At 65.8% G+C, this 25,907-nt stretch carries 24 protein-coding genes; 9 read left to right on the top strand and 15 right to left on the bottom strand.

Annotation, left to right across the window (positions count from 1 at the left end; translation table 11 throughout):
• Position 1 precedes the first annotated feature (1 nt).
• The 5 genes from CF70_RS03060 to serB all read left to right on the top strand — a co-directional run bounded on the left by CF70_RS03060 (position 2) and on the right by serB (position 4,817).
• Positions 2-673 (top strand): nucleoside-diphosphate sugar epimerase, encoded by a 672-nt coding sequence (locus CF70_RS03060; protein ID WP_035860163.1) that lies wholly within the window; start codon positions 2-4, stop codon positions 671-673.
• 434 nt (positions 674-1,107) lie between these two features.
• The gene (locus CF70_RS03050; RefSeq protein ID WP_035860158.1) at positions 1,108-1,722 is read left to right on the top strand and encodes an START domain-containing protein; all 615 of its coding nucleotides are present in this window, start codon (positions 1,108-1,110) and stop codon (positions 1,720-1,722) included.
• Positions 1,723-1,873: 151 nt separating this feature from the next.
• Complete coding sequence (locus CF70_RS03045) at positions 1,874-2,725, top strand: oxidoreductase (RefSeq protein ID WP_035860155.1); 852 nt, start codon at positions 1,874-1,876, stop codon at positions 2,723-2,725.
• A gap of 70 nt (positions 2,726-2,795) precedes the next feature.
• Positions 2,796-3,644: an SDR family NAD(P)-dependent oxidoreductase gene (locus CF70_RS03040; RefSeq protein ID WP_035860153.1), complete on the top strand. Its 849-nt coding sequence runs from the start codon at positions 2,796-2,798 to the stop codon at positions 3,642-3,644.
• A 318-nt stretch (positions 3,645-3,962) separates the two neighbouring features.
• Positions 3,963-4,817, top strand: coding sequence for a phosphoserine phosphatase SerB (gene serB / locus CF70_RS03035; protein ID WP_035860231.1), 855 nt, complete (start codon positions 3,963-3,965; stop codon positions 4,815-4,817).
• A 93-nt stretch (positions 4,818-4,910) separates the two neighbouring features.
• Here serB and CF70_RS03030 read toward each other — a convergent pair whose 3' ends face one another.
• The 4 genes from CF70_RS03030 to rimO form a co-directional block, all read right to left on the bottom strand.
• Complete coding sequence (locus tag CF70_RS03030; protein WP_051648003.1) at positions 4,911-6,137, bottom strand: cystathionine beta-lyase; 1,227 nt, start codon at positions 6,135-6,137, stop codon at positions 4,911-4,913.
• A gap of 106 nt (positions 6,138-6,243) precedes the next feature.
• Positions 6,244-6,882 (bottom strand): hypothetical protein, encoded by a 639-nt coding sequence (locus CF70_RS03025; protein WP_035860151.1) that lies wholly within the window; start codon positions 6,880-6,882, stop codon positions 6,244-6,246.
• A 30-nt stretch (positions 6,883-6,912) separates the two neighbouring features.
• Positions 6,913-8,097, bottom strand: a complete 1,185-nt coding sequence (gene bktB, locus CF70_RS03020) for a beta-ketothiolase BktB (protein ID WP_035860148.1) — start codon at positions 8,095-8,097, stop codon at positions 6,913-6,915.
• Between the two features lie 116 nt (positions 8,098-8,213).
• A complete protein-coding gene (gene rimO, locus CF70_RS03015; RefSeq protein ID WP_051648001.1) occupies positions 8,214-9,593 on the bottom strand; it encodes a 30S ribosomal protein S12 methylthiotransferase RimO in 1,380 nt (459 codons plus the stop codon).
• A gap of 101 nt (positions 9,594-9,694) precedes the next feature.
• On the opposite strand from rimO, the gene CF70_RS36455 reads away from it, so the two are divergent.
• Complete coding sequence (locus CF70_RS36455; RefSeq protein ID WP_160172225.1) at positions 9,695-9,835, top strand: hypothetical protein; 141 nt, start codon at positions 9,695-9,697, stop codon at positions 9,833-9,835.
• Between the two features lie 44 nt (positions 9,836-9,879).
• Here the strand turns inward: CF70_RS36455 and CF70_RS03010 are convergent, their stop codons facing one another.
• The 6 genes from CF70_RS03010 to phaC form a co-directional block, all read right to left on the bottom strand.
• The gene (locus CF70_RS03010; RefSeq protein WP_035860146.1) at positions 9,880-10,860 is read right to left on the bottom strand and encodes a tRNA dihydrouridine synthase; all 981 of its coding nucleotides are present in this window, start codon (positions 10,858-10,860) and stop codon (positions 9,880-9,882) included.
• A 428-nt stretch (positions 10,861-11,288) separates the two neighbouring features.
• The gene (phaR, locus tag CF70_RS03005) at positions 11,289-11,840 is read right to left on the bottom strand and encodes a polyhydroxyalkanoate synthesis repressor PhaR (RefSeq protein WP_035860143.1); all 552 of its coding nucleotides are present in this window, start codon (positions 11,838-11,840) and stop codon (positions 11,289-11,291) included.
• Positions 11,841-11,846: 6 nt separating this feature from the next.
• Positions 11,847-12,149 (bottom strand): hypothetical protein, encoded by a 303-nt coding sequence (locus CF70_RS35635; protein ID WP_152561673.1) that lies wholly within the window; start codon positions 12,147-12,149, stop codon positions 11,847-11,849.
• Between the two features lie 144 nt (positions 12,150-12,293).
• A complete protein-coding gene (locus CF70_RS03000) occupies positions 12,294-13,034 on the bottom strand; it encodes a 3-ketoacyl-ACP reductase (RefSeq protein ID WP_035860140.1) in 741 nt (246 codons plus the stop codon).
• Positions 13,035-13,147: 113 nt separating this feature from the next.
• On the bottom strand, positions 13,148-14,329 hold the full coding sequence (locus CF70_RS02995) for an acetyl-CoA C-acetyltransferase (protein WP_035860137.1): 1,182 nt from the start codon (positions 14,327-14,329) through the stop codon (positions 13,148-13,150).
• Between the two features lie 79 nt (positions 14,330-14,408).
• A complete protein-coding gene (phaC, locus tag CF70_RS02990; RefSeq protein ID WP_035860136.1) occupies positions 14,409-16,202 on the bottom strand; it encodes a class I poly(R)-hydroxyalkanoic acid synthase in 1,794 nt (597 codons plus the stop codon).
• Between the two features lie 369 nt (positions 16,203-16,571).
• On the opposite strand from phaC, the gene CF70_RS02985 reads away from it, so the two are divergent.
• Entirely contained in the window at positions 16,572-16,853 is a 282-nt protein-coding gene (locus CF70_RS02985) for a hypothetical protein (protein WP_035860222.1), read from the top strand.
• 12 nt (positions 16,854-16,865) lie between these two features.
• Here the strand turns inward: CF70_RS02985 and pgeF are convergent, their stop codons facing one another.
• Positions 16,866-17,657, bottom strand: coding sequence for a peptidoglycan editing factor PgeF (pgeF, locus tag CF70_RS02980; RefSeq protein ID WP_035860134.1), 792 nt, complete (start codon positions 17,655-17,657; stop codon positions 16,866-16,868).
• Positions 17,647-18,864 (bottom strand): RluA family pseudouridine synthase, encoded by a 1,218-nt coding sequence (locus tag CF70_RS02975; RefSeq protein ID WP_035860220.1) that lies wholly within the window; start codon positions 18,862-18,864, stop codon positions 17,647-17,649. The genes pgeF and CF70_RS02975 overlap by 11 nt, the downstream gene beginning before the upstream one ends.
• A gap of 16 nt (positions 18,865-18,880) precedes the next feature.
• Here CF70_RS02975 and CF70_RS02970 point away from each other — a divergent pair, with 16 nt between their 5' ends.
• Positions 18,881-19,711 carry an outer membrane protein assembly factor BamD gene (locus CF70_RS02970; RefSeq protein WP_035860133.1) on the top strand — a complete coding sequence of 277 codons (831 nt, stop codon included), beginning with the start codon at positions 18,881-18,883 and terminating at the stop codon, positions 19,709-19,711.
• Positions 19,712-19,795: 84 nt separating this feature from the next.
• Here CF70_RS02970 and CF70_RS02965 read toward each other — a convergent pair whose 3' ends face one another.
• The 3 genes from CF70_RS02965 to CF70_RS02955 all read right to left on the bottom strand — a co-directional run bounded on the left by CF70_RS02965 (position 19,796) and on the right by CF70_RS02955 (position 23,252).
• Positions 19,796-21,907, bottom strand: a complete 2,112-nt coding sequence (locus CF70_RS02965) for an ATP-dependent DNA helicase (protein WP_152561672.1) — start codon at positions 21,905-21,907, stop codon at positions 19,796-19,798.
• 153 nt (positions 21,908-22,060) lie between these two features.
• Positions 22,061-22,264 (bottom strand): DUF465 domain-containing protein, encoded by a 204-nt coding sequence (locus CF70_RS02960; RefSeq protein ID WP_035860131.1) that lies wholly within the window; start codon positions 22,262-22,264, stop codon positions 22,061-22,063.
• A 175-nt stretch (positions 22,265-22,439) separates the two neighbouring features.
• Complete coding sequence (locus tag CF70_RS02955) at positions 22,440-23,252, bottom strand: hypothetical protein (RefSeq protein ID WP_035860127.1); 813 nt, start codon at positions 23,250-23,252, stop codon at positions 22,440-22,442.
• Positions 23,253-23,416: 164 nt separating this feature from the next.
• On the opposite strand from CF70_RS02955, the gene CF70_RS02950 reads away from it, so the two are divergent.
• A complete protein-coding gene (locus tag CF70_RS02950; RefSeq protein ID WP_035860124.1) occupies positions 23,417-25,786 on the top strand; it encodes a Tex family protein in 2,370 nt (789 codons plus the stop codon).
• Positions 25,787-25,907: the final 121 nt, after the last annotated feature.

The raw sequence follows: 25,907 nt of genomic DNA, 5'->3' as shown, positions 1-25,907 counted from the left end.
CGTGTCCACGCAGGTCGATAAGCGAAGAGTGCTGCTGGCCGGCGCCACCGGGCTGGTGGGAGGCCTGATGCTCGAGGCCCTGCTGGCGGACCGGACGGTCTCCGAGGTGCACGCCCTGAGCCGCCGGGCATTGAACGTACGGCACCCCAAGCTCCAGGTCCACATCGTGGATTTCAGCCGCCTGCCCGCGCTGCCGCCGGCCGACGAGGCGTACCTGGCGCTCGGCACCACTATCAAGGTGGCGGGCAGCCAGGCGGCGTTCCGCACCGTCGACCTGGAGGCCAATCTGGCGGTGGCCCAGGCCGCTTTTGCCGTGGGTGCCCGGCGCGTAGGGCTGGTCAGCGCGGCGGCGGCGAACGCGAAATCCTCCATCTTCTACAACCGCATCAAGGGTGAATTGGAAGACGCGCTCAAGGCGATGGCGTTGACGGCGCTGGTGATCGCGCAGCCCTCGCTGTTACTGGACTACCGCGATGGCCTGCAGCAGCCGCCGCGCATCGGTGAACGGATCGCGATCCCGATCGCGAAGCTGCTCGCGCCGCTCTTGCCCGGCACCTATCGCCCCGTGCATGCGCAGGCGGTCGCGCAGTCGCTGGTCAAGACCGTGCCAGCGGCGAAGGGCGTGGTCGTGCTGGCGTCCGACGTGCTCGCCAGGACAGGCGATGCGCGCTGAGACGGCGTGAACAGCACCTGGGCGATGCACCGCATCCGGCAAGTTCCGCGGTGTCGATGTGGTTGAGGATGTCCCAGGTGCAGAGTTGCCTGCCATCCCGCCCGGAGGCCGCGTCGGCCGACGTGCTGATCGCGCCGGCGATCGCACTTGCCGGCGTGGATGAAGCCGAGGGTAGGGAGACGGCCCGGCGCCTCGGTTACGACGCCGCGCGCGATGCTCTGCCCGCCCTGTGGACGGCTTTGCAGCACCATGGCGTGGCCCCCAGGGCCGGTACGGGCCGGACCGGCGGCCCCCGCGCTTTCGCTTTCGACGGAGCCTTGACGCCAGGGAGTCTGGCTGGCACGGATTGCCGCATGGGTGGCACGTGGTGCAAGTGAGTCGATGCGGTTCCGCCTCTAAGGTCGTGGTGTCCCCACTCCCTGATGAGGTTCCACATGAGCACCAAGCGCTTCGCATTCTCCATCGCCCTGTTGGCCGGCCTGGCCCTGGCCCAACCGTCGTTCGCTCAGGACAACTGGTCGCTGGCCAAGGACGCCGAAGGCATCAAGGTCTATCTTCGCAACGTCGAGGGCTCGCCCTTGCGCGAATTCCGGGGCGAGGTTCAACTAAACAACACCCCTGAGCAGGTCGCCGGGGTGCTGCGCGATGCTGATGCCTTTCGCAAGTGGATGCCGGATGTCGCCGCCTCGGAGCTGCTCAAGGCCACCGACACTGAGCAGTTCCATTACCTGGACAACAAGGCGCCCTGGCCGGTGTCGAACCGCGACGGGGTCTACCGCTTCTCCTATTCCCGAGCCGGCGACGGCGCAATCACTATCCGGGTGGAGGCCGTGCCCCGGTACCTGCCGCCGCGTGACGGCAAGGTGCGCGTCCCCCAGGCGAATGGTCAGTGGAAGCTGGTTCCCAATGCCGAGGGCGTGAGCGTGACCTACCAGATGCATGCCTCCCCCGGCGGGGCGATCCCCGACTGGCTGGCCAACCAGACGGTGGTGGACACCCCCTTTGGAACGCTCAAGGCGTTGAGAAGCTACCTGCAAGCCCCCCACTGAAACCTGCCGCAGAAGGCTGGCGCTTTTTGCTTGAAGCGTGGCGCCGATCGCAAGAGAGGTGGCGCCACTCGCTGCATACAGTAGAGGTCAAGGAAGGCGAGTTCGAACCCGAGCCGCCATGCATTTCAACCCAGGACCCAGGAAATTCGATATGACGACCAAAGTTGCTCTCGTGACAGGTGCTTCCTCCGGTATCGGTGAAGCCACCGCGCTCAAGCTCAAAACCCAGGGCTACACGGTTTATGCGGCTGCGCGTCGCGTGGACCGGATGCGGTCCCTGGCTAATGCCGGCGTCCACGTGCTGGCGATGGACGTGACGGACGATGCCTCGATGCAGGCGGGCATGACCAGGATCATCGCTGAATCGGGCCGCATCGACGTGCTGGTCAACAACGCCGGGTATGGCTCTTACGGCGCGGTCGAGGACGTGCCGCTGAGCGAAGCCCGCGCGCAGTTCGACGTCAACGTGTTTGGTGCGGTGCGCCTGACCCAGTTGGCACTGCCGCACATGCGCGCGCAGCGCTCGGGCACCATCGTCAACATCACCTCGATGGGCGGCAAGATCCATACACCGCTGGGAGCCTGGTACCACGGCACAAAGTTCGCGCTGGAGGCCATCAGCGACTGCTTGCGCATGGAAGTGCAGCCCTTCGACATCGACGTCGTGGTGATTGAGCCGGGTGGCATCAAGACCGAATGGGCCGACATCGCGGCCGACAAGCTCCGCGAGGTTTCTGGCAAGGGGCCTTATGCGGGACAGGCGAATGCGATGGCCGAATCGATGGACGGAGAAGCCAGCCGCAAGCGGCAGTCGCCGCCCGAACTGATCGCCGACACGATTTCCAAGGCCGTCAGCGCCCGTCGTCCCCGGACGCGCTATGCGGTGGGCTTCGGTGCCAAGCCGATGATCTTCATGCGCAGCCTGCTGTCCGACCGAGTATTCGACGGTTTCATGCGCATGGCCACCGGAATTTCACGTAACGCGGTTGCCGGCAAATCCTGAATACCGCTGCTCGCACGAGACAAGTCTCAATGGTGCGGTTTTGTCATTACCTTCTTCATGAGGATTAGCCATGTCTGAAAAAGTGTGGTTCATCACGGGTGCTGCCCGCGGATTTGGGCGCGTATGGGCCGAGGCCGCCTTGGCGCGCGGCGACAAGGTCGTCGCCACCGCTCGGGACGCGGGCATGCTGGGCAAACTGGTCGAGTGCTACGGCGAGCAGGTTCTTCCCCTTCCCCTGGACGTGACGGATGCGCAGCAGGTCGTGGACGCAGTCGCGCAAGCCCATCAGCATTTCGGCCGGCTGGACGTCATACTGAACAATGCCGGCTTTGCGCTCGTCGGCGCGATCGAAGAAGCCAGGGTGGACGACGTGAAGGCGGAGTTCGACACCAACCTCTTTGGCGCACTGCGTGTTATCCAGGCGGCACTGCCCATCCTGCGCCAGCAGAAGCGAGGGCACATCCTCGGCGTTTCCAGCGTGGCGGGCATCGTCGCCGGCCCCATGGTCGGTTTCTACAACGCATCCAAGTGGGCGCTGGAGGCCCTGCACGACAGCTTGGCCCAGGAGGTCGCCCGCTTCGGAATCCAGGTGACGCTCATCGAGCCCGGCGCCTACGCGACCGACTTCGCAAGCCCGACCTCCCTGAAACTCTCCGAGGGTCTGGATGCATACGGCGCTCTACGGCAGCAGGTGTTCGCAAATAGCGCGGACATCGACTTCGGCGAACCGAAGGCGACGGCGCAGGCCGTGCTGCAGGTTGTCGATGCGGCCCACCCACCGCTTCGCTTCTTCCTTGGCACGGAGGGCATGCCCGCCGCGCGTGCGGCCTACGCCGCGCGTCTGGCCGAGTGGGAGCGATGGGAGCCTGTGTCGAACGCGGCTCAAGGCGCATCCACCCGCCAGACGATCACGGCCTGAGGCTAACCATGCCGCGCGACATCGGGGTTCAACTTGGTCAACGGCAGCGACTCGGCTGCGAAGGCGGACGGTCGAAACAGAGTCGTATCGAGCTGACGTCACCGCCCGCCAATGTCCGATTCCACGCTCGGAACGGCACTTTCAACCTCTTAGCCGTGACAGCCGCCCACACGGATGCCGCCGCGCAGCGGCTGGGCTAGCGGGCGCCGGCTGCGCCGCATGCGCGCGGGCATATACAATAGCGGTCTTCGCCGCCGCTGCGGCTCGCATCCCGCATTTACCGCCATCGGCCGCCCGGCCCGGCCCTGCATTCGCACCATGTCCCTGATTCTGCAAAGTCCCGCCCCGCTGTCCGCCAACGATATCGACGCCATCCGCGCCATCGCCCAGGCTCCCACGCTCGCGCTGCGCGCTGAGACCGTGGCAGCCGCCGATGCCAGCGCCGCGCTGACACCCGCCCTGCGCGAAGCCCTGGACGCCTATTGCGGCCCGCGCAGCATCGACTGGGCCATCGTGCCCGCCGGCCGCAAGCTGTCGGATTTCAAGCTGGTGGCGATGGATATGGACTCCACGCTGATCACCATCGAGTGCATCGACGAGATCGCCGACTTCTGTGGCCTCAAGGCGGAGGTCTCGGCAATTACCGAGGCCGCCATGCGTGGCGAGATCACCGACTTCAACGAGAGCCTGCGCCGCCGTGTGGCCCTGCTCAAGGGGCTGGACGCCAGCGTGCTGGACCGCGTGTATGAAGAGCGCCTGCGCCTGTCGCCCGGCGCGGAAGACATGCTGCGGACCGTACAGGCCCTGGGCATGCGCACCCTGCTGGTTTCAGGCGGTTTCGTGCATTTCACCGAGAAGCTCAAGCCTCGGCTGAAACTTGACGTCACCCGCGCGAATACGCTGGAGATCATTGACGGCAAGCTCACCGGCCAGGTGGTGGGCGAGATCGTCAATGCCGACGTCAAGGCCCGCACGGTGCAGGAAGTGTGCGCGCAAATCGGCGCGGAGCCGTCCCAGGCCATCGTCATGGGCGATGGCTCCAACGATCTCAAGATGATGGCCGTGGCCGGCCTGTCGGTGGCCTTCCGGGCCAAGCCGGTGGTGCGCGCGCAGGCAAGCGTTGCGTTCAACCACGTCGGGCTGGACGGCTTGCTGCAGCTGTTTCCGCACTAAGTACCCGCACTAAGTAGTGCACCAAGTAGTGCACTAGTAGCCGCATTGAGTACTCCGCCGCGCCAGATCATGTCCGGCGCGGTCTGTCTCATTTCATGCCACCAGTTGCGACTCCATCGCGCCGCGCAAGTCGGCGATCAGGTCGCGGGTATCCTCCAGCCCGATATAGAGGCGCACCAGTTCGCCAGCGTTCTGCCAGCCCGCCGGCGGCCAGGTGCCTTGGGGGCGCATGGTCTGGACGTGATAAGGCAGCGCCAGGCTGTGCGCTCCGCCCCACGACCAGCCGATCGCGAACAACCGCAGCGCCTCGACAAAGGCATCGACCTGGGTCCGCGTATAGCGCGCATGCAGCACGATCGAGAACAGGCCTGTGGCGCCGCTGAAATCGCGCAGCCAGAAATCGTGGCCGGGACAGTCCGGCAGCGCCGGGTGCAAGACCTTGACCACTTCCGGGCGCTGGTTCAGCCACTCGGCCACTTCGCGCGCGGCGCGGTCGTGCGCCGCCAACCTGACCGGCATGCTCGGCAGCGAGCGCAGCACCAGGTAGCAATCGTCCGCCGATACGCCCCAGCCCATCAGCATGCGGGCGCGCCTGATGCGCTCGTGGAGTTTATCGTCGGTGGTCAGCACGGCGCCCATCAGCACGTCGCTGCCGCCCGACTGGTATTTGGTAAGCGCTTGCACCGAGATGTCGATGCCCTTGTCGAACGGCCGGAAATATACGCCGGCGGACCAGGTGTTATCGATGGCGGTGAGCACCCCGCGCGCTTTCGCCGCGGCCACGATGGCCTCGGTGTCGGGCACTTCCATTGTCACCGACCCCGGTGACTCCATCCAGATTAGACGGGTATTGGGGCGGATCAGGCCGGCAATCCCCGCACCGATCATCGGATCGTAATAGCGGACCGACACGCCGAAGTCCCGCGCCAGCCATTCGCCGTGGTCGCGGTTGGGGCCGTAGACGTTGTCCGGGACCAGCACGTCGTCGCCCGATTTGACCAAGGCGAAGTAGACCTGCGAGATCGCAGCCAGCCCCGACGGCAGCAGCAGCGCATGGCGCGCGCCTTCGATCAGCGCGAGGTGCTGGCACAGCGCCTCGCTGGTGGGCGTGGCATGCAGGCCATAGCGCCAGTAGGTGGTGGCACCGTCGCCATGCGCGCGCAGCTCCGCCAGGTTGCGGAACACCACGGTGGAGCCACGATGGGTAGCTTGGGAAAAGGAGGCGAAGCCCGGCGCGATATCCAGTTCTGGCTGGACGGCCACGGTCGCCAGGTAGGCGGGTTGGGAAGCGGGCTGCTCGGGTGGCTGGCGGTCGGACACGGCGATTCCTTGTCTGGCAATAACTCGATGAACGTTCGAGCTTACCAGCATTCGGGTGCGCGTTGGCCTACCTGGCGGCCCGGCCCCTTTCCACCCCGGCTTGACGCTACCGGCCGGAAATCGAGGACTTCGGTGCGGGCGGGGCGTAGGTAATGCCGCTGCTGGGGGTCATGTCGAAGGGCGGGATCACCAGCACGCCCAAAGGCCGGATCATGAAGGGCAGCACGATGGCCGGGTTGACGGGGTCGGTCCAGTTGCCATGGACCACGCCGGCGCCGTCGATGGTGCCTTCCCAGTTGCCAGTGACGTGCGCGCCGTCATTGGACTCTTCCATCAGGAAAGCGCCGTTTTCATATTCGCCGGCCAGCAGGCGCACGCCGCCGGCACGGCCGACGCTGTACTCGCCATGCACGCTGTCGCGCTCGTCCGGCTTGGGCCCGAGCCGCAGGCGCACCGGCTGGTCGCCGAGCGTGCCCACGTAGACCGGTAATGATGCGTATTCGGGACGCGGCGCCAGCGCTTTGGGCGCGGCGCCGGTGGAAAGCTGCGTGCCGCGCTTCGACTCGCCCTCGCGGATCGCCTGGTTGATGCCGAAGCCCTCTGACTGGCTGCCCGCACTATCGCCGGCAGTGCCGGCGCCGGGCGTGCCTGTGGACAGCTCGGCACCGCCGGCGGCCAGCGCGGCGCCGGCCAGCGTTGCCGCGGCCAGTCCGGTTGCCAGCGACAGGGAAACGGAAAGGGACAAAGTCGCTACGCGCCGCAAGACAGCCTCGGATCAGATACGTTCGAAGATGGCCGCAATGCCCTGGCCGCCGCCAATGCACATGGTGACCAGCGCGTAACGGCCTTGCACCCGTTGCAGCTCGTACAGCGCCTTGACGGTGATTAGCGCGCCGGTGGCGCCGATCGGGTGGCCCAGGGAGATGCCCGAACCGTTCGGGTTGACCTTGGCCGGATCCAGCCCGAGCGCCTTGGTAACGGCGCAGGCTTGCGCTGCAAAGGCTTCGTTGGCTTCGATCACGTCGAGGTCCGCCACGGTCAGGCCGGCACGCTCCAGCGCCTTCTTCGTGGCCGGCACGGGGCCGATGCCCATGGTCTTGGGATCGACACCGGCGTGGGCGTAGGAAACCAGGCGGGCCAGCGGCTTGAGGCCGCGCTTCTCGGCCTCGGCACGCTCCATCAGCACCACGGCGGCAGCGGCGTCGTTCAGGCCCGAGGCGTTGCCCGCGGTGACCGTGCCGTTCTCCTTCACGAAGACCGGCTTGAGCTTGGTCATGTCATCCAGGACCGCGTCGTGGCGCACGTGCTCGTCGGTGTCGAAAGTGACGTCGCCCTTGCGGCCCTTCAGCGTGACCGGCAGGATCTGGTCCTTGAAGTGGCCGGCGCGGATGGCTGCGGAGGCGCGGCGGTGCGACTCCAGCGCGGCCTCATCCTGCTGGCCGCGGCTGATGTCGTATTCCTTGGCCACGTTCTCGGCGGTGACGCCCATGTGGATCCCGTGGAAGGGATCGTGGAGCGCGCCCAGCATCATGTCGAGCATCTTGGCGTCGCCCATGCGCGCGCCCCAGCGGGCCGATTGCGCCAGGTAGGGAGCACGGCTCATGCTCTCCGCCCCGCCGCCGATGGCCACATCGGCATCGCCCAGCAAAATGGTCTGCGCCGCGCTGACAATGGCCTGCAGGCCCGAGCCGCACAGGCGGTTGACGGTCAGTGCCGGCGCGTCGATCGTGACGCCGCCCTCCACTGCCGCCACGCGGCCCAGGTACATGTCCCTGGGCTCGGTCTGGATGACGTTGCCGAACACCACGTGCCCAACGTCGTCGCCGCTGACCTGCGCACGGGCCAGCGCCTCGCGCACGACCATGGCGCCCATCTGGGTCGGGGAAAGATCCTTCAGGCTGCCGCCAAAGGTACCGATTGCGGTCCGCACGCCGCTCACCACCACCACTTCACGTGTCATTTTGTGTCTCCAGGACTGATGTTGCAGCGCACAGTATAACGGCGCGCCGCACAAAGCGAACGATCGTACTTTTACCTAGCGCAGCGACCTGGCGCAGCGCACGGACCTTGCCTGCCTCAGACCTCGCCCCAGAGGTCGTGGCCATCGGCGCCGGTGATCTTCACCGAGACGAATTCCCCGACCTTGTAGCGCGGTGAACCCTGCGCCGGCGGGTCGATATAGACCAGGCCGTCGATTTCCGGCGCATCCGCCGAGGAACGGCCGATCCCGCCATCCTGGTTGACCTCGTCGACCAGCACGCGCAGGGTCTGGCCAACCTTGCGCTGCAGGCGCCGGGCGGACACTTCCTCGGCCACTTCCATGAAGCGCGCGCGGCGCTCTTCGCGGACCTCGTCAGGCAAGGCGCCCGGCAGGTCGTTGGCGGTGGCGCCCTCCACGGGCGAATAGGCAAAGCAGCCCACGCGGTCCAGTTCAGCCTCGGCGATAAAGTCCAGCAGCGTCTGGAACTCCTCCTCCGTCTCGCCGGGGAAGCCCGCGATAAAGGTGCTGCGGATGGTCAGTTCGGGACAGATCTCGCGCCAGGCCCGGATACGGTCCATGGTCTTCTCGGCATTGGCCGGGCGCTTCATGCGCTTGAGCACGTCCGGGTGGGCGTGCTGCAGCGGCACATCCAGGTAAGGCAGCACATGACCTTGCGACATCAGCGGAATGATCTCGTCGACGTGCGGGTACGGGTACACATAATGCAAGCGGACCCAGGCGCCGTACTTGGCGGCGAGTTCGCCCAGCGCCGCGACCAGTTCGGTCATGCGCGTCTTGAGCGGGCGGCCGTCCCAGAAGCCGGTGCGGTACTTCACATCCACGCCATACGCGCTGGTGTCCTGCGAGATCACCAGCAGTTCCTTGACGCCGGACTTGAACAGGTTCTCGGCCTCCAGCATGACTTCGGCCACCGGGCGCGAGACCAGGTCGCCGCGCATCGACGGGATGATGCAGAACGAGCAGCGATGGTTGCAGCCCTCGGAGATCTTCAGGTAGGCGTAATGCTTGGGCGTGAGCTTGATGCCGGCGGCCGGCACCAGGTCCATGAACGGGTCGTGCGGCTTGGGCAGGTGCGTGTGCACGGCCTGCATCACCTCGCCCAGTGCATGCGGGCCGGTCACGGCCAGCACCTTCGGGTGCACCGACGTGATGATGTCCTCACCCGCGGCGTTCTTCTTGGCGCCCAGGCAGCCGGTGACGATCACCTTGCCGTTCTCGGCCAGTGCCTCGCCGATGGCGTCGAGGCTTTCCTGCACGGCTTCGTCGATAAAACCGCAGGTATTGACGACCACCAGGTCGGCGCCGTCATAGGTGCCGCTGATGGCATAGCCCTCTGCGCGCAGCTGGGTAATGATCTGCTCGGAATCCACAAGTGCCTTTGGGCATCCAAGGCTTACAAATCCCACATTTGGAATATGGTCTTTCTTGATCGTTGATTCTGAAGGGTTTTTCACGGTTACTTCCAAATGTGGGGCGAGCGAGGCGGGACATGGCCGCCTGGCGGTACAAAGCCAATCGCGCATTTTAACCGCTCGCTGGAGTTTGCCGGGGCCTCATGGCAGACATGAACGTGGCAGGCCGCTTGCGGCTGCAGGCTATCGCGCGGGCCAATGCCGCCTATGACGTCCGTCAAGCGGTCCATGGCAAACTCTATGAGCAACGCACCTTCATGCTCTCGGCCACGATGGACTTGTGAACGATGCGCGCGCATACGACTCTGATGGCCACGTCTGCGCGAGCCTATCGTAACGAGGGTGATGCCCCCAGCATGCCCTCCAGGGCGCTCTCGATCACCGCCTGAACCTCCCGCGCCCCTTGCAGGCGCCGGATGGCTGCATGCAGCTCGGCAGCCTGCGGCCAGGTCCGTTTCAGGTAGCTGAGCCACAGCTTGACGCGTCCGTGCTCGTGAGCGCAATTGTCATTGGCCTGCAGCTTCTTCAGGTAGCCGGCGATATGGCGGAGCACGGACGGCCATTCCTCGGCAGAGGGCGTTCTGTCCATCAGTCCGCGTATCCGCAAGGCCAGGAATGGATCCGACACGGCACCCCGCCCGATCATCACGTCGGCGCAGCCGCTGACCGCCCGGCAGCGCTCCCAGTCGGCCACCGTCCAGACTTCGCCGTTGGCAGTGACCGGCACGTCCACCGCCGCATCGATACGCGCGATCCATTCCCAGTGGGCCGGCGGCCGGTAGCCATGATCCCGGGTCCTGGCATGCACGACCAGGGACGCCGCCCCCCCTTCGGCCAGGGCCGTGGCGCAGTCGATCGCCAGCGCCGTATCGGACACACCAAGCCGCATCTTTGCGGTCACGGCGATGCCGGCAGGCACCGCGGCGCGAACGGACGCAACGATCCGGTTCAGCAGTTCGGGATCCGCCAGCAGCATGGCCCCGCCGCCGTGCCGGTTGACGACCTTGGCCGGGCAGCCGAAATTCAGGTCCACGCCATGCGGCGATAGGCGGGCTGCCTGGGCGGCATTCACCGCCAGCCATTCAGGATCGCTCCCCAGCAACTGGATCACCATCGGCGTGCCGCTGGGGGTATGGCCTCCGTCAAGGATCTCGGGCGTGTCTCTCTCGTAGACGCGCTCGGGCAGCAGGGAGCCCGTCACCCTGACGAACTCGGACACGCACCCGTCGTACGCGCCTGTGGCGGTCAGCACGTCGCGCAACACGTAGTCGGCAAGCCCCTCCATGGGAGCAAGGAACAGCCGGCTCATGCGGAAGCGGGCGCTGCAGGAGAGCGCTTTTCCTGGTGACAGACGGGAAGCGGGTGGCCTGTGTCTTGGATTGCGGAGGGCATTGGGATTCGCGCTGTGCTAGGCGAGTCCGCTGTATGAATCGCCACATTTGAGAGGGGTAGACAGCGTGATGCTGCTGCGTGCTACCCGGATGCGGGGATTTTAACCGATCGAACGGGCGAGGCAGGTCAGCCGATCAAGCGGCACGAAACCCGCTTTGAGCAAAGCGGGCCACATGGAATTCCGATGGTGGAATACGCGGTGCCGGGGGGCTAATGACTGTACGCCAGTGGCTGGGGGACGCCCGACTCCTGGGCTCATCCCGGACAGGTCCGTGCAACCGCACAGTTGCGCTGTCGCACTGCCATGCGATACCGCGCCGCCATGCCACGGCGGCGTGCGCCGGCTTACTTCTTGTCCGGCTGGTTGAACGGGAACGTGCCGAACATGTTCTTGGCCTGGCTCTGCATCTGTTCCTGCATCTGCACGAACAGGTTCTTGCTCTGCTCGATGTAGTTGCTCATCATGCCCTGCATCATCGGGCCCTGCATGTTCATGAACTGGGACCACATGTCGGGGCTGAACGGCTCGCCGGAGTACAGGCCCTTGGAGTTCTCGGCCAGCTTGTTCTGGATATCGATAAAGGCCTGGATGTTTTTCTCCAGGTAGGTTCCCATCATGCCCTGCATGGCATGGCCGTAGTAGCGGATGATCTGCGACAGCATGGAACTGGAGAACATCGGCACGCCACCGGTTTCTTCTTCCAGGATGATCTGCAGCAGGATGCTGCGCGTGAGCTCGTCGCCTGACTTGGCGTCGATCACCTTGAAGTCCTCGGTGTCCATCACTAGCTGCTTGACGTCGGCTAGCGTGATGTAGGTGCTGGTCTGCGTATCGTAGAGCCGGCGATTAGGATACTTCTTGATCAGTCGCTCTGCGCCTTTCTTGGTGGTAGCCATCGTGCTCTATCCTTTTATCGTCGCTGTTGCATGCTGCTGCACCGCATGCTGTGCGGTGCGCAAAATCGAAACCGGCAGCGGGGGATACAACGTGTTGACCTGCAACGCATGATCTATTTTGGTGCGGGCGAGCCGCTGCCCTGATTCTATGCCCAACAAGGCACTATTGAAAGCAGGGGCCGTTAAGGAAAACCCGCACGGGGCAATGGATTGCGGGAAATCGGAGGGTAGGTTTCCACCCGGTTCAGGCGGTTTGGTGCGGTGCGGAGAGTGCAATGCAATATTGCTGCGGGGAACAAGCAGGCTCAAGGTCTATTTGGAAAACATGCGCGGACTTCGGTTGATCGCCGCGGTTGGCAGCCCTGCCAGCTCCGCCACCAAAACAAAAAGGCCCTCCGAAGAGGACCTCCCAAGACAAAAAGCCACCCGGACACCAAAGGCGGCTCTCGCCCGTCACCCCATATGCAAGCCGCCGTTCAGCGAGAAATCCGCGCCAGTCGAGAACCCCGACTCATCGGATGCCAGCCAGGCGCAGATCGAGGCAATTTCCTCGGGCGCGCCAAGCCGCTTGACCGGAATGGTGCCAACGATCTTGTCCAGCACATCCTGGCGGATCGACTTGACCATGTCGGTAGCAATATACCCAGGCGATACCGTATTCACGGTCACGCCCTTGGTCGCCACTTCCTGCGCCAGCGCCATGGTGAAGCCGTGCAGGCCTGCCTTCGCGGTGGAGTAGTTGGTTTGCCCGAACTGGCCCTTCTGCCCGTTGACCGACGAAATATTGACGATGCGGCCGAAGCCACGGTCCGCCATGCCGTCGATGACCTGCTTGGTCACGTTGAACAGCGAGGTCAGGTTGGTATCGATCACGGCGTCCCAGTCGGCGCGCGTCATCTTGCGGAACACGACGTCACGCGTGATGCCGGCGTTGTTGATCAGGACGTCGACTTCACCGACTTCGGCCTTGACCTTGTCGAAGGCGGCCTTGGTTGAATCCCAGTCGGCAACGTTGCCTTCCGACGCGATGAAATCAAAGCCCAGGGCCTTCTGCTGCTCGAGCCATTTTTCACGGCGCGGCGAGTTGGGGCCGCAACCGGCCACCACTTTGTAGCCGTCCTTGGCCAGACGCTGGCAGATGGCCGTTCCAATGCCACCCATGCCACCGGTTACGTATGCAATGCGCTGAGTCATATCTACTCCTTGATGGCTAGTTTTTATTGAAACCAGCGGGGAGAAGCCTTCTCCCCGCCAGCACACCCCTCAGACCAGCTTGCGCTATGCGTTGCGGCAAGCGATGCAGGTTGTCACTCGCGTTCCACCGCCAGCGCCACACCCATGCCGCCGCCGATGCACAGCGAGGCCAGGCCCTTGCGCGAACCGCGGCGCTTCATCTCATGCAGCAGCGTGACCAGCACGCGGCAGCCCGACGCGCCGATCGGATGCCCGATGGCGATAGCACCGCCATTGACATTGACCTTGGACGTGTCCCAGCCCATCTGCTTGTGCACGGCCAGGGCCTGCGCAGCGAAGGCTTCGTTGATTTCCATCAGGTCGAGCTCTTCCACGCTCCAGCCGGCGCGCGACAGGCAACGCTGGGAGGCAGGCACCGGGCCCATGCCCATGACCTTGGGATCGACACCGGCGGTGCCGTAGGCGCGGATGGTCGCCAGCGGAGTCAGGCCGAGTTCCTTGGCCTTGGCGGCCGACATCACCACCACCGCGGCAGCGCCGTCGTTCAGGCCCGAGGCATTGGCCGCGGTCACCGTGCCGGCCTTGTCGAAGGCGGGCTTCAGGCCAGCCAGCGCATCCTGCGTGACGCCGTGGCGCACGAACTCGTCGGTGGCGAACTGCACCGGATCGCCCTTGCGCTGGGGAATCGGCACCGGCACGATTTCCTCGTCAAACCTGCCAGCCTTCTGGGCAGCTTCGGCCTTGTTCTGCGAGGCCGCCGCGAACGCATCCTGCGCTTCGCGCGTGATGCCATATTCCTTGGCGACGTTCTCGGCGGTGACGCCCATGTGGTACTGGTTGTAGACGTCCCACAGGCCGTCCACGATCATGCTGTCGATCAGCTTGGCATCGCCCATGCGGAAGCCGTCGCGCGAGCCCGGCAGCACGTGCGGCGCGGCACTCATGTTTTCCTGGCCGCCCGCCACCACGATCTCCGCATCGCCCGCGGCAATGGCGTTGGCCGCCAGCATCACGGCCTTCAGGCCGGAGCCGCAGACCTTGTTGATGGTCATGGCCGGCACCATCACGGGCAGGCCAGCCTTCAGCGCGGCCTGGCGCGCCGGGTTCTGGCCGGAGCCGGCGGTCAGCACCTGGCCCATGATCACTTCGCTGACCTGCTCGGGCTTGATGCCGGCGCGTTCGAGCGCGGCCTTGATGACGATGGCGCCAAGTTCAGGTGCGGGGATCTTGGCGAGCGAGCCGCCGAACTTGCCCACCGCGGTACGGGCAGCGGATACGATGACGATGTCAGTCATTGGGAGGTCCTCTCGAGTTGAATGCGGATAAGGGGTGAAAGAGGCCGGCTTCCCAATGGGGTGCCGGCCCGGACAAATCCTATGCCTTCGCCTTGACGTAGCGGCCCGGTGCCGGCTCGATGGCGCGGTAATCCTTGTTGCCGTAGTCGGTGGGCGCTGCCTTGCGCGCGCCGGCGTGCTTGCCCAGCCAGGATGCCCAGTCGGGCCACCAGCTGCCGGCATGCTCGGTGGCACCGCTGAGCCAGTCCTCTGGCAACGCCGGAAGCTTGTCGTTGGTCCAGTGGCTGCGCTTCTTCTTGGCCGGCGGGTTGATCACACCGGCAATATGGCCCGATGCCCCGAGCACGAAACGCAGTTTGTTCTTGAGCAGCGCGGTCGAGGCGTAGGCCGATGCCCAGGGCACGATGTGGTCTTCACGCGAGCCGTAGATATAGGTAGGCACGTCGATGCTGCCCAGGTCCACCGGGGCATTGCACACGGTCAGCTTGCCCGGCTCCTTGAGTTCGTTCTGCAGGTAGGTATGGCGCAGGTACCAGCAGTACCAGGGCCCCGGCAGGTTGGTGGCGTCGCCGTTCCAGAACAGCAGGTCAAACGGTACCGGAGTATTGCCCTTCAGGTAGTTGTCGACGACATAGTTCCAGACCAGGTCGTTGGGGCGCAGGAAGGAGAACGTGTTGGCCAGTTCCACGCCGCGCAGCAGCGCGCATGGCGCGCCCGCGGCGCCGCCCAGGGTGGCTTCGCGCAGCTTGACGTGGGCTTCATCGACAAACACATCCAGCACACCGGTCTCGGCGAAATCCAGCAGCGTGGTCAGCAATGTCAGGCTGGCCACGGGCCGCACGCCGCGCTTGGCCAGCACCGCCAGCGCGGTGGACACGATGGTGCCGCCCACGCAGAAGCCCAGCACGTTGATCTGGTCCTGGCCGCTGATCTCGCGCGTGACTTCGATGGCGCGGATGGCGGCATGCTCGATGTAGTCATCCCAGCTGATCTCGGCCATCGAGGCATCCGGGTTGCGCCAGGACACCATGTAGACCGTGTGCCCCTGCTCCACCATGTAGTTCACCAGCGAGGTCTGCGGCTGCAGGTCGAGGATGTAGTACTTGTTGATGCACGGCGGCACCAGCAGCAGCGGGCGCGTGAACACCTTTTCGGTGATCGGCTTGTATTGCAGCAACTGGAAGTAGGGGTTCTCGTAGACGACCGCCCCCTCGGTGACAGCCACGTTGCGGCCCACTTCGAAGGCGGATTCGTCGGTCTGCGAGATCTTGCCGCGGCCAAGGTCCTCCAGCATGTTGAGCACGCCAACCCGCAGCGACTCACCGCCCGACTCGATCAGTTTCTTCTGCGCCTCCGGATTGGTGACGAGGAAATTGGCCGGCGACATGGCATCGACCCACTGCGAGACGGCGAAGCGGATGCGCTGGCGGGTCTTGGCGTCGGCCTCGACCGCGTCGGCCAGCTCATTCATGGCGCGTGCGTTGATCAGGTAGAAGGCAGCCGCGTAGTGAAAGGCCGCGCTGCTGCGCCAGGCATCGCCGGCAAAGCGGCGGTCGGCCAGTGCCTCCGCCGGATTGGCGCCACCTTCGGCCATGCTTCGCCACAGCTCGCTGAAGTCCTTCATGTAGCGCTGCTGGATGCCGGCCAGCTGATCGGGCGCGATCTTCACGCCCGCCATGGCGGAACCCGTCAAAGCCTCGAAACCGGGAATGCCGGGCATGCCGGACAAGCCCTGCTGGGTCGCCATACCGTTGGCCTGTGCCTGACGGGTCCATTCCAGCCATGTCGCTGGATCAAATGGCCCCGAAGCAAATGAAAACGGTTGGGACTTGTCTTCCTTGGCGGAAGCTGCCGCACCTTTGCCGGTTGCCATGATGTTTCGTCTCTCTGCCGTCACTTATTTGAAAGCTGGCTGGGCGGCGTGCCACCACTGCGGGTCTCCCCCCACCTCCAGCCTCGGAACCGGCCCGCGCTGACACCCTCGGCTGGTGACGTCATGCGGTATGCTTGCCGGACATGCCTCTCCGCGGACCGGATGGTTCCGGCGGAGCCCGCGAATGCTCGCGAACACACAATCGCAAGCCACTCGAGGCCATTGTTGCCTTGCAATGTTCTGCCTGTCAATGCGGAAAATTGCGCGGACCGGCGCTAATGGCAAAATGCGCCCGGCGCGAATCTGCAGGCAGCCCGGCGCAGCCACTCCGGCCCCGGGGCAAGCTTGCACGAGAAGGATGACTTTCTGATGTACATCGTTGCAATCGGTTGGCTGTACGTGGTCCTGATGATGGCCATTACCGAACATACCGTGGTCGCGGGCGTGGCCACTTTCGTCTTTTATGGCCTGTTCCCGGTGGCGATCCTGGTGTACATCATGGGCACGCCTGGACGCCGGCGCCGGCGCAAGGCCGAGGAAGCAAAGCAGGCCAAGAGCGAGCCGGCCCCCGCGGCCGCCGGGGAGCCCGAGGCGACCCAACCCGCCCAGGCGACGGGCGCGGGACCAGCCCTGCCGCCCGCCCGGGACTGACGGCGGGGGAATTCAGGCGGCCAACCAGACCAGGCTGGCCATGCGGCCAGTGACGCCATCGCGCCGGTAAGAGTAGAAGCGCTGCGCATCGCTGACGGTGCAGGCGTCGCCGCCATACACCGCGGTACAGCCCGCGCGCGCGAGGCGGATGCGGGCAAGCGCATAGATATCCGCGAAATACTTGCCGTCCGCGCCGACGCGGAATGCGCTATCCACCGGCCCCGCTTCTTCGGGCAGCGCCTGGGCAAGAAAGGCCTGCCGGACTTCGGCGCCGACCTCGAAGGCTTGCGGGCCGATCGCAGGACCAAGCCAGGCCAGCCACTCGGCCTGCGCGCCTGCGCGCTCGCCCATGCGTGCCACCGTGGATTCGATCACCCCGCCGCACAACCCGCGCCAGCCAGCGTGCGCCGCGCCCACCACCGTGCCAGCACGATCGCAGAGCAGCACCGGCAGGCAATCCGCGGTCATTACGGCGCAGACCCGTGCAGGGGTCGTGGCAATGCTGGCGTCCGCCTGCGGAACCACGCCATCGGCCGCGAACTGGTCCTCGGTGGCGATCGCGCAGCCATGCACCTGCTCCAGCCAGCCTGGCGCGGCCGGCAGCCGCGCGGCCAGGCGCGCCCGGTTGCCGGCGACCGCCGAGGGATCGTCGCCCACGTGGGTGCCGAGGTTAAGCCCGCCCGGGCTGCCGTCCGCCAGGCCGTAAGGGGCCTGGCTCAAGCCGCCCTGACGGGTGGTGGACAACGCGCGCACCCGCGCCGGGGCCGGCCAGTCAGGAACCAGCCACGGCGCCTCAGTCGTCATCGCCGTACTCCCATGCGCCGTCCTCGCCCTCCACCCAGCCGTCATCCTCGTCCTCATCATCGGCGCGATCGAAATCGAGCGCTTCGATCAATGCCTGCAGGTCGTCGGGCGGCGGCGCCTCCCACGACATGGACTTGCCGGTCGTCGGATGCACCAGCCCCAACCGGAAGGCGTGCAGCGCCTGGCGCCCCAGCGGCACCGGCAGCGGCGCCTTGATGGCCGGGCGCTGGCCGCGCTGGGTGGCGGCGCGATGGTAGACCGGATCGCCGACCAGGGGATGGCCGATCGATTCGAAATGCACGCGGATCTGGTGCGTGCGGCCGGTTTCGAGCTGGCACATCACCATCGAGACATGGCCCCGCCCGAGCGGCACCGTGCCCAGCGTGCGGAAATGGGTGCGCGAAGGCTTGCCGCTGTTGGTGAGCACGATCGCCATGCGGATCCGCTCGCGTGGATCGCGGCCGATCGGCGCATCGATGGTGCCTGATTCGGGCGTCTCGCCCCACACCAGCGCCAGATAGGTACGTTTGACGGTTCGCGCCTGCAACTGGCGCACGAGGTCGGTCTGGGCGGTAAGTGTGCGCGCCACCACCATCAGCCCGGAGGTTTCCTTGTCGAGCCGGTGGACGATGCCGGCGCGCGGCAGGCCCACGGCCTCGGGATAGCGGTGCAGCAGGCCGTTGAGCACCGTGCCGCCCCAGTTGCCGGCAGCGGGATGCACCACCAGCCCGGCGGGCTTGTCGATGACCAGCATTGCCGCGTCCTCGTACACCACCTCTAGCGGCACGTCCTCCGGCACGAAGGCGCGCGATTCGGCCGGGGCCTGCGGCCGCACCACGACGCGCTCGCCCATCTGCACCGAAGCCTTCGAGCGGCGTACCTCGCCGTCGACCAGCACCGCGCCGCTCTCGATCCATTGCTGCAGGCGGCTGCGCGAAAATCCGCTGAGATGGCGGGCCAGCAATTTATCGAGGCGCTCGCCATGTGACGCACCGTCGACTTCAAACTCCACTTGCTGCATTTCCAACTCGATCGGCGATGCCTGCGCACCAGCCTCCAGGCCGCCTAGCGCGGCCACATCGGTCAGGTCTTCCAGGTCCTCCACTTCGTTCAAAGTGTCGGCTGAATCGGCAGCTTGCTGCGCGATGCCCTTGGCGGCGGTTGCCGGCAAGGGGCTTGGGCTATAATGCTTGACGCTATTTTTCATCCGGGATATGTTGCCCATGCAATCGATGAGCATGAAGCGCGCCAACTGGCGCGCAAGAATTGGAGCGATTCTGCTCGCAGGCGGCTGCGTCATGCTATCGGCGTGCGGCCTGCTGTCGGATCAACCAGACGAAACTGCCGGCTGGTCGGCTAACAAATTATATTCGGAAGCCAAGGACGCACTCGATTCCGGCGACTTCACCCGTGCAGTCAAGCTGTACGACAAGCTGGAAGGACGCTACCCCTTCGGCCGTTTCGCGCAGCAGGCACAGATCGATTCCGCCTATGCCAGCTACAAGGATGGCGAAACCGCCGCGGCCCTGGCCTCGGTTGACCGCTTCATCCAGTTGCATCCGAATCACCCGAACGTGGATTATGCCTATTACCTGAAGGGCCTGATCAACTTCAATGATAATTTGGGCTGGCTCGGCCGCTTTTCCGGCCAGGACCTGAGCGAGCGCGACCCCAAGGCCGCGCGCGCCGCGTATGACGCATTCAACACCCTCGTCACGCGCTTCCCCGACAGCAAGTACACGCCGGACTCCGCCGCGCGCATGCAGTACATCGTGAACGCGCTGGCCCAGCACGAGGTCCATGCGGCACGCTACTACTACAAGCGTGGCGCCTACCTGGCCGCCGCCAACCGCGCCCAGCAGGCGCTCAAGGAATATGATGGCGCCCCGGCCAACGAAGAAGCGCTGTACATCATGATCCGTTCCTACGACTCGCTGGGCATGAAGGATCTGCGCGACGATACCGCCCGCGTGATGGAAAAGAACTTCCCCAACAGCGATTACATCAAGTATGGAGAACGCCGCAAGGACAAGTCCTGGTGGGAAGTGTTCTGAACAGCAGGCATGCAATTGAATATGCCGGAGGCGCAAGCCCCGGCAACAAAAAGCCCGGTCGAGACCGGGCTTTTTGCTGCCTGCTCACTCGGGCCGCGCTTCGCCCCCTTGGTCCGCCGCTGGCGCCTCCCCGCCGTCGCGGATCGATTCCAGGAAGCGGATCACGGTCTCGGCCTCGCGCGTCCGCTTGAAGGGCGGCAGGCTCTGCCAGATCTGGCGGCCGTAGGGCTTCTCCACCAGTCTGGTATCGCAGATCACCAGCACCCCACGGTCTGTTTCGGAGCGGATCAGGCGCCCCGCGCCCTGCTTGAGCGTGATCACCGCATGCGGCAACTGGTGCACGGCGAACGGGCTCAGGCCCTTTTTCTGCAGCACTTCCATGCGTGCGGCCAGCACGGGATCGTCGGGTGGCGCAAACGGCAGCTTATCGATGATCACCAGTGACAGCGCCTCGCCACGCACGTCGACGCCCTCCCAGAAACTCTGGCTGCCGACCAGCACCGCATTGCCAAGCTCACGGAAACGGTCGAGCAGTTCTGTGCGGCTGGCCTGGCCCTGGACCAGCAGGGGTAGTGCCAGGCCGCGCTCCGCGAAGGCCTCGTAAAGCATATCGGAGGCACGCTGCACCGCCCGCAGCGTGGTGCAGAGCAGAAAGGCGCGCCCGCCCGCCGCCTCGATCAGCGGCAGCGCGGTTTGCACCACCGCTTCCGTGAACTGGGGCGACTGCGGCGCCGGCAGGTCTCGCGGCACGTAGAGCAGGCCCTGCTCGGCGTAGTCGAACGGGCTTGGCAAGGTCAGCGACCTGTCCTTGTCCAGCCCGAGCTGGGCAGCGTAGTGGCTGAAATTGCCCTTCACCGAGAGCGTGGCCGAGGTAAATACCCAGGCTCGCGGGTGCCCTTCGCGCTGACGCGTGAAGATCGGCGCGATCGACAACGGGGTGCGATGCAACTGCACCGTCTGGGAGAACACCTCCACCCAGCGCACCGTGTCCGGCCCGAATGCGGCTGCGGGGGCCGCCGCCGCGCCATCTTGCGCCTCGCCGGTCGCGGCGGGCTGCGGCGCGGCCTTGGATTCGCTGCGCCAGGCCGCCAGGCGCTGATCGAGCTCCACCGCGCGGCGGTGGCACTGCTCCAGCGACTCGGCGCGCTCTGCCTGGCTTTCCAGCAGGGTCACGAACTCCCCCAGCGCACTTTCGAGTGCGCCCAGCGTCTCAAAAAAGGGCTTGCTGATGCGCGGGTCCGCTTCGATCTGGTTCACCGCCAGGCGCGCATTGTCCTTGGTAAAGGCCAGCCGCAAGTCCCGCGCGGCGCGCTCCAGAGGCGCCGCGATGCGCACCCAGTCGGCGGCGTCCCGCGCGTGCGAGAGGCCTTCGGCCACGGTATCCCGCGCGAGCTCCAGCAACTGGCTGGTCGACAGGCTGTCGCCGAAGAACAGCGTGGCCGTCTCCGGCAGCTGGTGCGCCTCGTCGAAGATTACTGTATTGGCCGCCGGCAGCAGTTCCGCCATGCCCGTGTCGCGCAGTACGACGTCGGCAAAGAACAAGTGATGGTTGACCACCACCAGGTCGGCTTGCTGCGCCTCCTTGCGCGCGCGCATGACAAAGCACTCTTTGTAGTTCGGGCATTCCGTGCCGAGACAGTTGTCGCGGGTCGAAGTGACCAGTTGCCATACCGGCGCGTTTTCCGGCACCGAGGCAAGCTCGGCCTTGTCGCCCGTGGACGTCACCTTGGCAAACCGGCCGATCTCGCGCAGCCATGCGGCGTCCTGCCGCGAGGCCAGTCGGCCCTGGATTTCGGCGCGTTCCAGATGGTAGTGGCAGAGATAGTTGGCCCGCCCCTTGAGCAGCGCGACCGACACCGGCACATTGAGCGCGCGCCGCACCGTGGGGATATCGCGCAGGAAGAGCTGGTCCTGCAGGTTCTTGGTACCGGTGGAGAGGATGACCTTGCCGCCCCACAACATGGCGGGGACCAGATAGGCAAAGGTCTTGCCAGTACCGGTACCGGCCTCGACGATGACCGTGTCGGCGCGCTCGATCGCGCTGGCCACGGCCTCGGCCATGCGCTCTTGCGCCTCACGCGGGCGGTAGCCTTCGATGCCCTGCGCCAGGGTCCCGGTCGGGGCGAAGATGGTAGCCAGTTCGGCGGCATGCGATACCGCGGCGCCGGACGGCCCGGCACCGCTGGCGGCCGGCATTGCGGGCGTATCAGGCGTATCAGGCGTGTCGGCCGCAGCGGACACAGTGGTCGTTACGGGGACCGCGGGCGTGGCGGAAAGGTCTTCTTCGGAGGCGGGCAAGGCGAGGCTTTATGGCGGACCGCTTCAGCGACGGCCCGTGGACAAGGGGAATCAGGCGGGCACGTCCGGCTCGAGCTGAAGCTGGAGCAAGGTAATCGCATCCTTGAGCTTGAGGCGGCGCTTTTTCAGGCGCCGCAGCTGCAGCTCGTCGTGCGTGGCGTCAGCCGCCATGCGGTCAATCAGGTAATCGAGATCGCGGTGTTCGATCTGCAACTCCATGATCTGCCGCGATAAGGTATTCAGGTTGCGGTCCATGGGCTCCCCCGATCAAAGCCGGCGCTGGCGCCGGCGGGCCGGGATGGCTTTCTGCGCCGGGGCCGCGGGGGGGCCGGTATGGCTTCCGACGCTGGCACCGCGTGGCGCGTCGCGTCGTCTTGCACCGGCCATTGTCGCCGGTATTGCCCCCGGCTGTGGGCGCGGCTCGCACCGCTCAGAAACCGAAGGGACGCGGCGTCGTGGCCTGCCCCTGCTGTTCCTTGGCCTTGGCGCGGCGCTCGTCGACGTCTTTTTGCCGTTGTTCGGCTTCGCGCTGCTTCGCCTCGAACGCCTTTACATTTTCCTGGCGCTGCCTGGCCTGCTGCGCGCCCTGCTCCTGCGATGCCTTGACGCGCGCATCGAAGTCAGCCTGCTTCTTGTTGTAAGCCTCGGCATTGGCGGCACGCTGCGGAGCATCGGCCTGATGCTGCGCATCGCGCAGTTGCTGTTCCTGCTGCTTGCGCTCGAAACTCTCGCGGCTGGCGCGTTCGTTGGCTTCGCGGGCAGGCTGGCTGGCTTCGTACTCGGCACGCTTGATGGCCTGTGCCTGGTCGCGCTCGACCGCCTTGAAGGCGCGCTCCGCTTCTCCAACCTCCAGTTCCCGCTTGCGCAGCACCTGCAGTTCCCCGCGGCGCACATCCTTGGCCTTGTCGATGCAGTGCGTAACAAAAAAACTGTTGTAACAATCGTGCTCCGCCTTGCCGTAGCGATAATCGGTCCAGGCACGCGAATCGACGATGGCCTTGCGCTCCGCGGCGAAATCCCGCGACGGCGGCTGCGGCGCTTGCGCCTCAGTTGCCTGGGCAAGGGCCTGCGCAGCGCCCGGGGCCGCCTGCGCATGGCCGCGCATTGGCATGAGCAACACCGCCAGGCCGGCGCACAGCAAGGCAAGCCGCAACTGCGCGGACAGAGAGCGGGCCTTGGCCGGGGCGGCGGAGCAGTCGGATAACGCGGCCGCGAGTGGGGCCGGATGTGGCTTGACGATCATGCCCGGATTCTAACATCCGCCCCGCTTCTTGCCCCAGGGCACGGCGGCTTATTGATGCCTGGCCAGCCTCCGCCGGAACGCCGGCTGTGCCCAGCCCTGAACACCGCGCCGCGCCGCGGCAAGCTTGTGGCAAAATGCCCCGCTTTCGACCGACTGTTTTCCTGATGTCCAATCTGCCAGCTTCCGTCATGCAAAAGATCGTGTCGCTCATCGCGGCCGAACTCTCCGTCCAACCCCGCCAGGTGGCCGCGGCCGTAGAACTGCTCGACGAAGGCGCGACCGTGCCGTTCATTGCGCGCTACCGCAAGGAGGTCACCGGCAACCTGGACGACACGCATCTGCGTAACCTGGAAGAGCGCCTGCTTTACCTGCGTGAGATGGAAGAGCGCCGCGCCACCATCCTCGCTTCCATCGAGGAGCAAGGCAAGCTGACGCCCGAACTGCGCGCAGCCGTCGAAGGCGCCGAGACCAAGCAGGCCCTGGAAGATCTGTACCTGCCCTACAAGCCCAAGCGCCGCACCCGTGCCCAGATCGCGCGCGAGTGCGGGCTCGAGCCGCTGGCCCTTGCCCTGCTGGCCGATCCCACGCTGGACCCGCAGGCCGAGGCCGCCAAGTACGTCAACGGCAATCCCACCGCCGATGGCGGCGTGCCCGACGTCAAGGCCGCACTCGACGGCGCACGCGACATCCTGTCGGAGCAATTCGGCGAAACCGCCGAACTGCTCGGCAAGGTGCGCGAACACCTGTGGAACAACGGCATGGTGAGTTCGTCCGTGATGGAAGGCAAGGAAGGCGCGGAGGAAGAGAAATTCCGCGACTACTACGAATACAGCGAGACCATCCGCACCATTCCGTCGCACCGCGCGCTGGCGCTGTTCCGCGGCCGCAATGCGGGCGTGCTGATGGTCAAGCTCGGCCTGGGCGAGGAACAGGACGCCATGGTGCCGCACCCGTGCGAAGGCATGATTGCCCGCCACGTCGGCATCCAGAACCAGAACCGTCCCGCCGACAAGTGGCTGGCCGACGTGTGCCGCTGGTGCTGGCGCGTCAAGGTGCAGCCGCACCTCGAGACCGAGCTGCTGACGCAACTGCGCGAAACCGCGGAGAGCGAAGCCATCAAGGTGTTCGGCCGCAACCTGCACGAACTGCTGCTGGCCGCGCCGGCCGGTCCGAAGTCGGTGATGGGCATCGACCCGGGCATCCGCACAGGCTGCAAGGTGGCCGTGGTCGACACCACCGGCAAGCTCATCGACACCGCCACCATCTACCCGCACGAGCCGCGCCGCGACTGGAACGGCTCGCTCGCCACGCTGGCGCGCATGGCAAGGCAGCACAATGTGATGCTGGTCTCGATCGGCAACGGCACGGCCAGCCGCGAGACCGACAAGCTGGTGCAGGACCTGATGAAACAGCTGCCCGAGGCCAAGCTGACCAAGATCGTGGTCAGCGAAGCCGGTGCCTCGGTGTACTCCGCATCGGAACTGGCGGCCAAGGAATTCCCCGATCTGGACGTGTCGATCCGCGGTGCGGTTTCGATCGCGCGCCGTTTGCAGGATCCGCTCGCCGAGCTGGTCAAGATCGACCCGAAGTCGATCGGCGTGGGCCAGTACCAGCATGACGTCAACCAGCGCGAGCTGGCGCGCGCGCTGGACGCCGTGGTGGAGGATTGCGTGAATGCCGTGGGCGTGGACGTGAATACCGCCTCGGCCCCGCTGCTGGCGCGCGTATCGGGCCTGAACACCGTGCTCGCGCGCAATATCGTCGAGTATCGCGATGCCAACGGCGCATTCGCCAACCGCGATGCGCTGAAAAAGGTGCCGCGCCTGGGCGACAAGACGTTCGAACAAGCCGCCGGCTTCCTGCGCGTCAACGATGGCGACAATCCGCTGGACCGCTCCTCGGTGCACCCGGAAGCCTACCCTGTGGTCAAGCGCATCCTCGACCATATCAAGAAAGGCCTGCCCGACGTGATGGGCAACCGCGACGCGCTGCGCGGCCTGTCGCCGACGACCTTCACCGATGAGACCTTCGGCCTGCCTACGGTGCGCGACATTCTCTCCGAACTGGAGAAGCCCGGCCGCGACCCGCGTCCCGAGTTCAAGACCGCGACGTTCCAGGACGGCGTGGAGGACATCAAGGACCTGCAACCCGGCATGGTGCTCGAAGGCGTGGTCACCAACGTCGCAGCCTTTGGCGCATTCGTCGATATCGGCGTGCACCAGGACGGCCTGGTCCACATCTCCGCCCTCTCCACCAAGTTCATCAAGGACGCGCACGAGGCGGTCAAGGCCGGCCAGATCGTCAAGGTCAAGGTGATGGAGGTGGACGTCAAGCGCAATCGTATCGGCCTGACCATGCGCCTGGACGACGAGCCCGGCCAGGGCCCGGCCCGCGCGGGACAATCGGACCGCGGCAACGGGCCACGCCAGGGACAGGGGCAGCGCCCCGGCCAGGGCAAGGGCTTCGGCGGCCAGCGCCGCGAAGCGGAGCCGTCCGGCGCGATGGCGGCGGCGTTCGCCAAGCTCAAGCGCTGAGCGTCAGGCGCCCGTGGATAAAAGCCCCTGTGCCATGCACAGGGGCTTCTTTTGTTGCGTGTGCGGCATCGTGACGGAGTTACCCCCTGGAGACGTGAATCTGCGAGGTAGGCGATAAGGA

Source organism: Cupriavidus sp. SK-3 (genome assembly GCF_000611145.1).
In the GTDB taxonomy this organism is placed as follows: domain Bacteria; phylum Pseudomonadota; class Gammaproteobacteria; order Burkholderiales; family Burkholderiaceae; genus Cupriavidus.
This window is presented reverse-complemented; position numbering and strand designations above follow the sequence as displayed.

Coding starts and splice junctions, on each gene's coding strand:
- CF70_RS03050 (WP_035860158.1), top strand. CDS start 1,108: ATGAGCACCAAGCGCTTCGCATTCTCCATCGCCCTGTTGGCCGGCCTG.
- CF70_RS03045 (WP_035860155.1), top strand. CDS start 1,874: ATGACGACCAAAGTTGCTCTCGTGACAGGTGCTTCCTCCGGTATCGGT.
- CF70_RS03040 (WP_035860153.1), top strand. CDS start 2,796: ATGTCTGAAAAAGTGTGGTTCATCACGGGTGCTGCCCGCGGATTTGGG.
- serB (WP_035860231.1), top strand. CDS start 3,963: ATGTCCCTGATTCTGCAAAGTCCCGCCCCGCTGTCCGCCAACGATATC.
- bktB (WP_035860148.1), bottom strand. CDS start 8,097: ATGACACGTGAAGTGGTGGTGGTGAGCGGCGTGCGGACCGCAATCGGT.
- CF70_RS36455 (WP_160172225.1), top strand. CDS start 9,695: ATGGCAGACATGAACGTGGCAGGCCGCTTGCGGCTGCAGGCTATCGCG.
- CF70_RS03010 (WP_035860146.1), bottom strand. CDS start 10,860: ATGAGCCGGCTGTTCCTTGCTCCCATGGAGGGGCTTGCCGACTACGTG.
- phaR (WP_035860143.1), bottom strand. CDS start 11,840: ATGGCTACCACCAAGAAAGGCGCAGAGCGACTGATCAAGAAGTATCCT.
- CF70_RS03000 (WP_035860140.1), bottom strand. CDS start 13,034: ATGACTCAGCGCATTGCATACGTAACCGGTGGCATGGGTGGCATTGGA.
- CF70_RS02995 (WP_035860137.1), bottom strand. CDS start 14,329: ATGACTGACATCGTCATCGTATCCGCTGCCCGTACCGCGGTGGGCAAG.
- phaC (WP_035860136.1), bottom strand. CDS start 16,202: ATGGCAACCGGCAAAGGTGCGGCAGCTTCCGCCAAGGAAGACAAGTCC.
- CF70_RS02985 (WP_035860222.1), top strand. CDS start 16,572: ATGTACATCGTTGCAATCGGTTGGCTGTACGTGGTCCTGATGATGGCC.
- pgeF (WP_035860134.1), bottom strand. CDS start 17,657: ATGACGACTGAGGCGCCGTGGCTGGTTCCTGACTGGCCGGCCCCGGCG.
- CF70_RS02975 (WP_035860220.1), bottom strand. CDS start 18,864: ATGAAAAATAGCGTCAAGCATTATAGCCCAAGCCCCTTGCCGGCAACC.
- CF70_RS02970 (WP_035860133.1), top strand. CDS start 18,881: ATGCAATCGATGAGCATGAAGCGCGCCAACTGGCGCGCAAGAATTGGA.
- CF70_RS02965 (WP_152561672.1), bottom strand. CDS start 21,907: ATGCCGGCCGCCAGCGGTGCCGGGCCGTCCGGCGCCGCGGTATCGCAT.
- CF70_RS02960 (WP_035860131.1), bottom strand. CDS start 22,264: ATGGACCGCAACCTGAATACCTTATCGCGGCAGATCATGGAGTTGCAG.
- CF70_RS02955 (WP_035860127.1), bottom strand. CDS start 23,252: ATGATCGTCAAGCCACATCCGGCCCCACTCGCGGCCGCGTTATCCGAC.
- CF70_RS02950 (WP_035860124.1), top strand. CDS start 23,417: ATGTCCAATCTGCCAGCTTCCGTCATGCAAAAGATCGTGTCGCTCATC.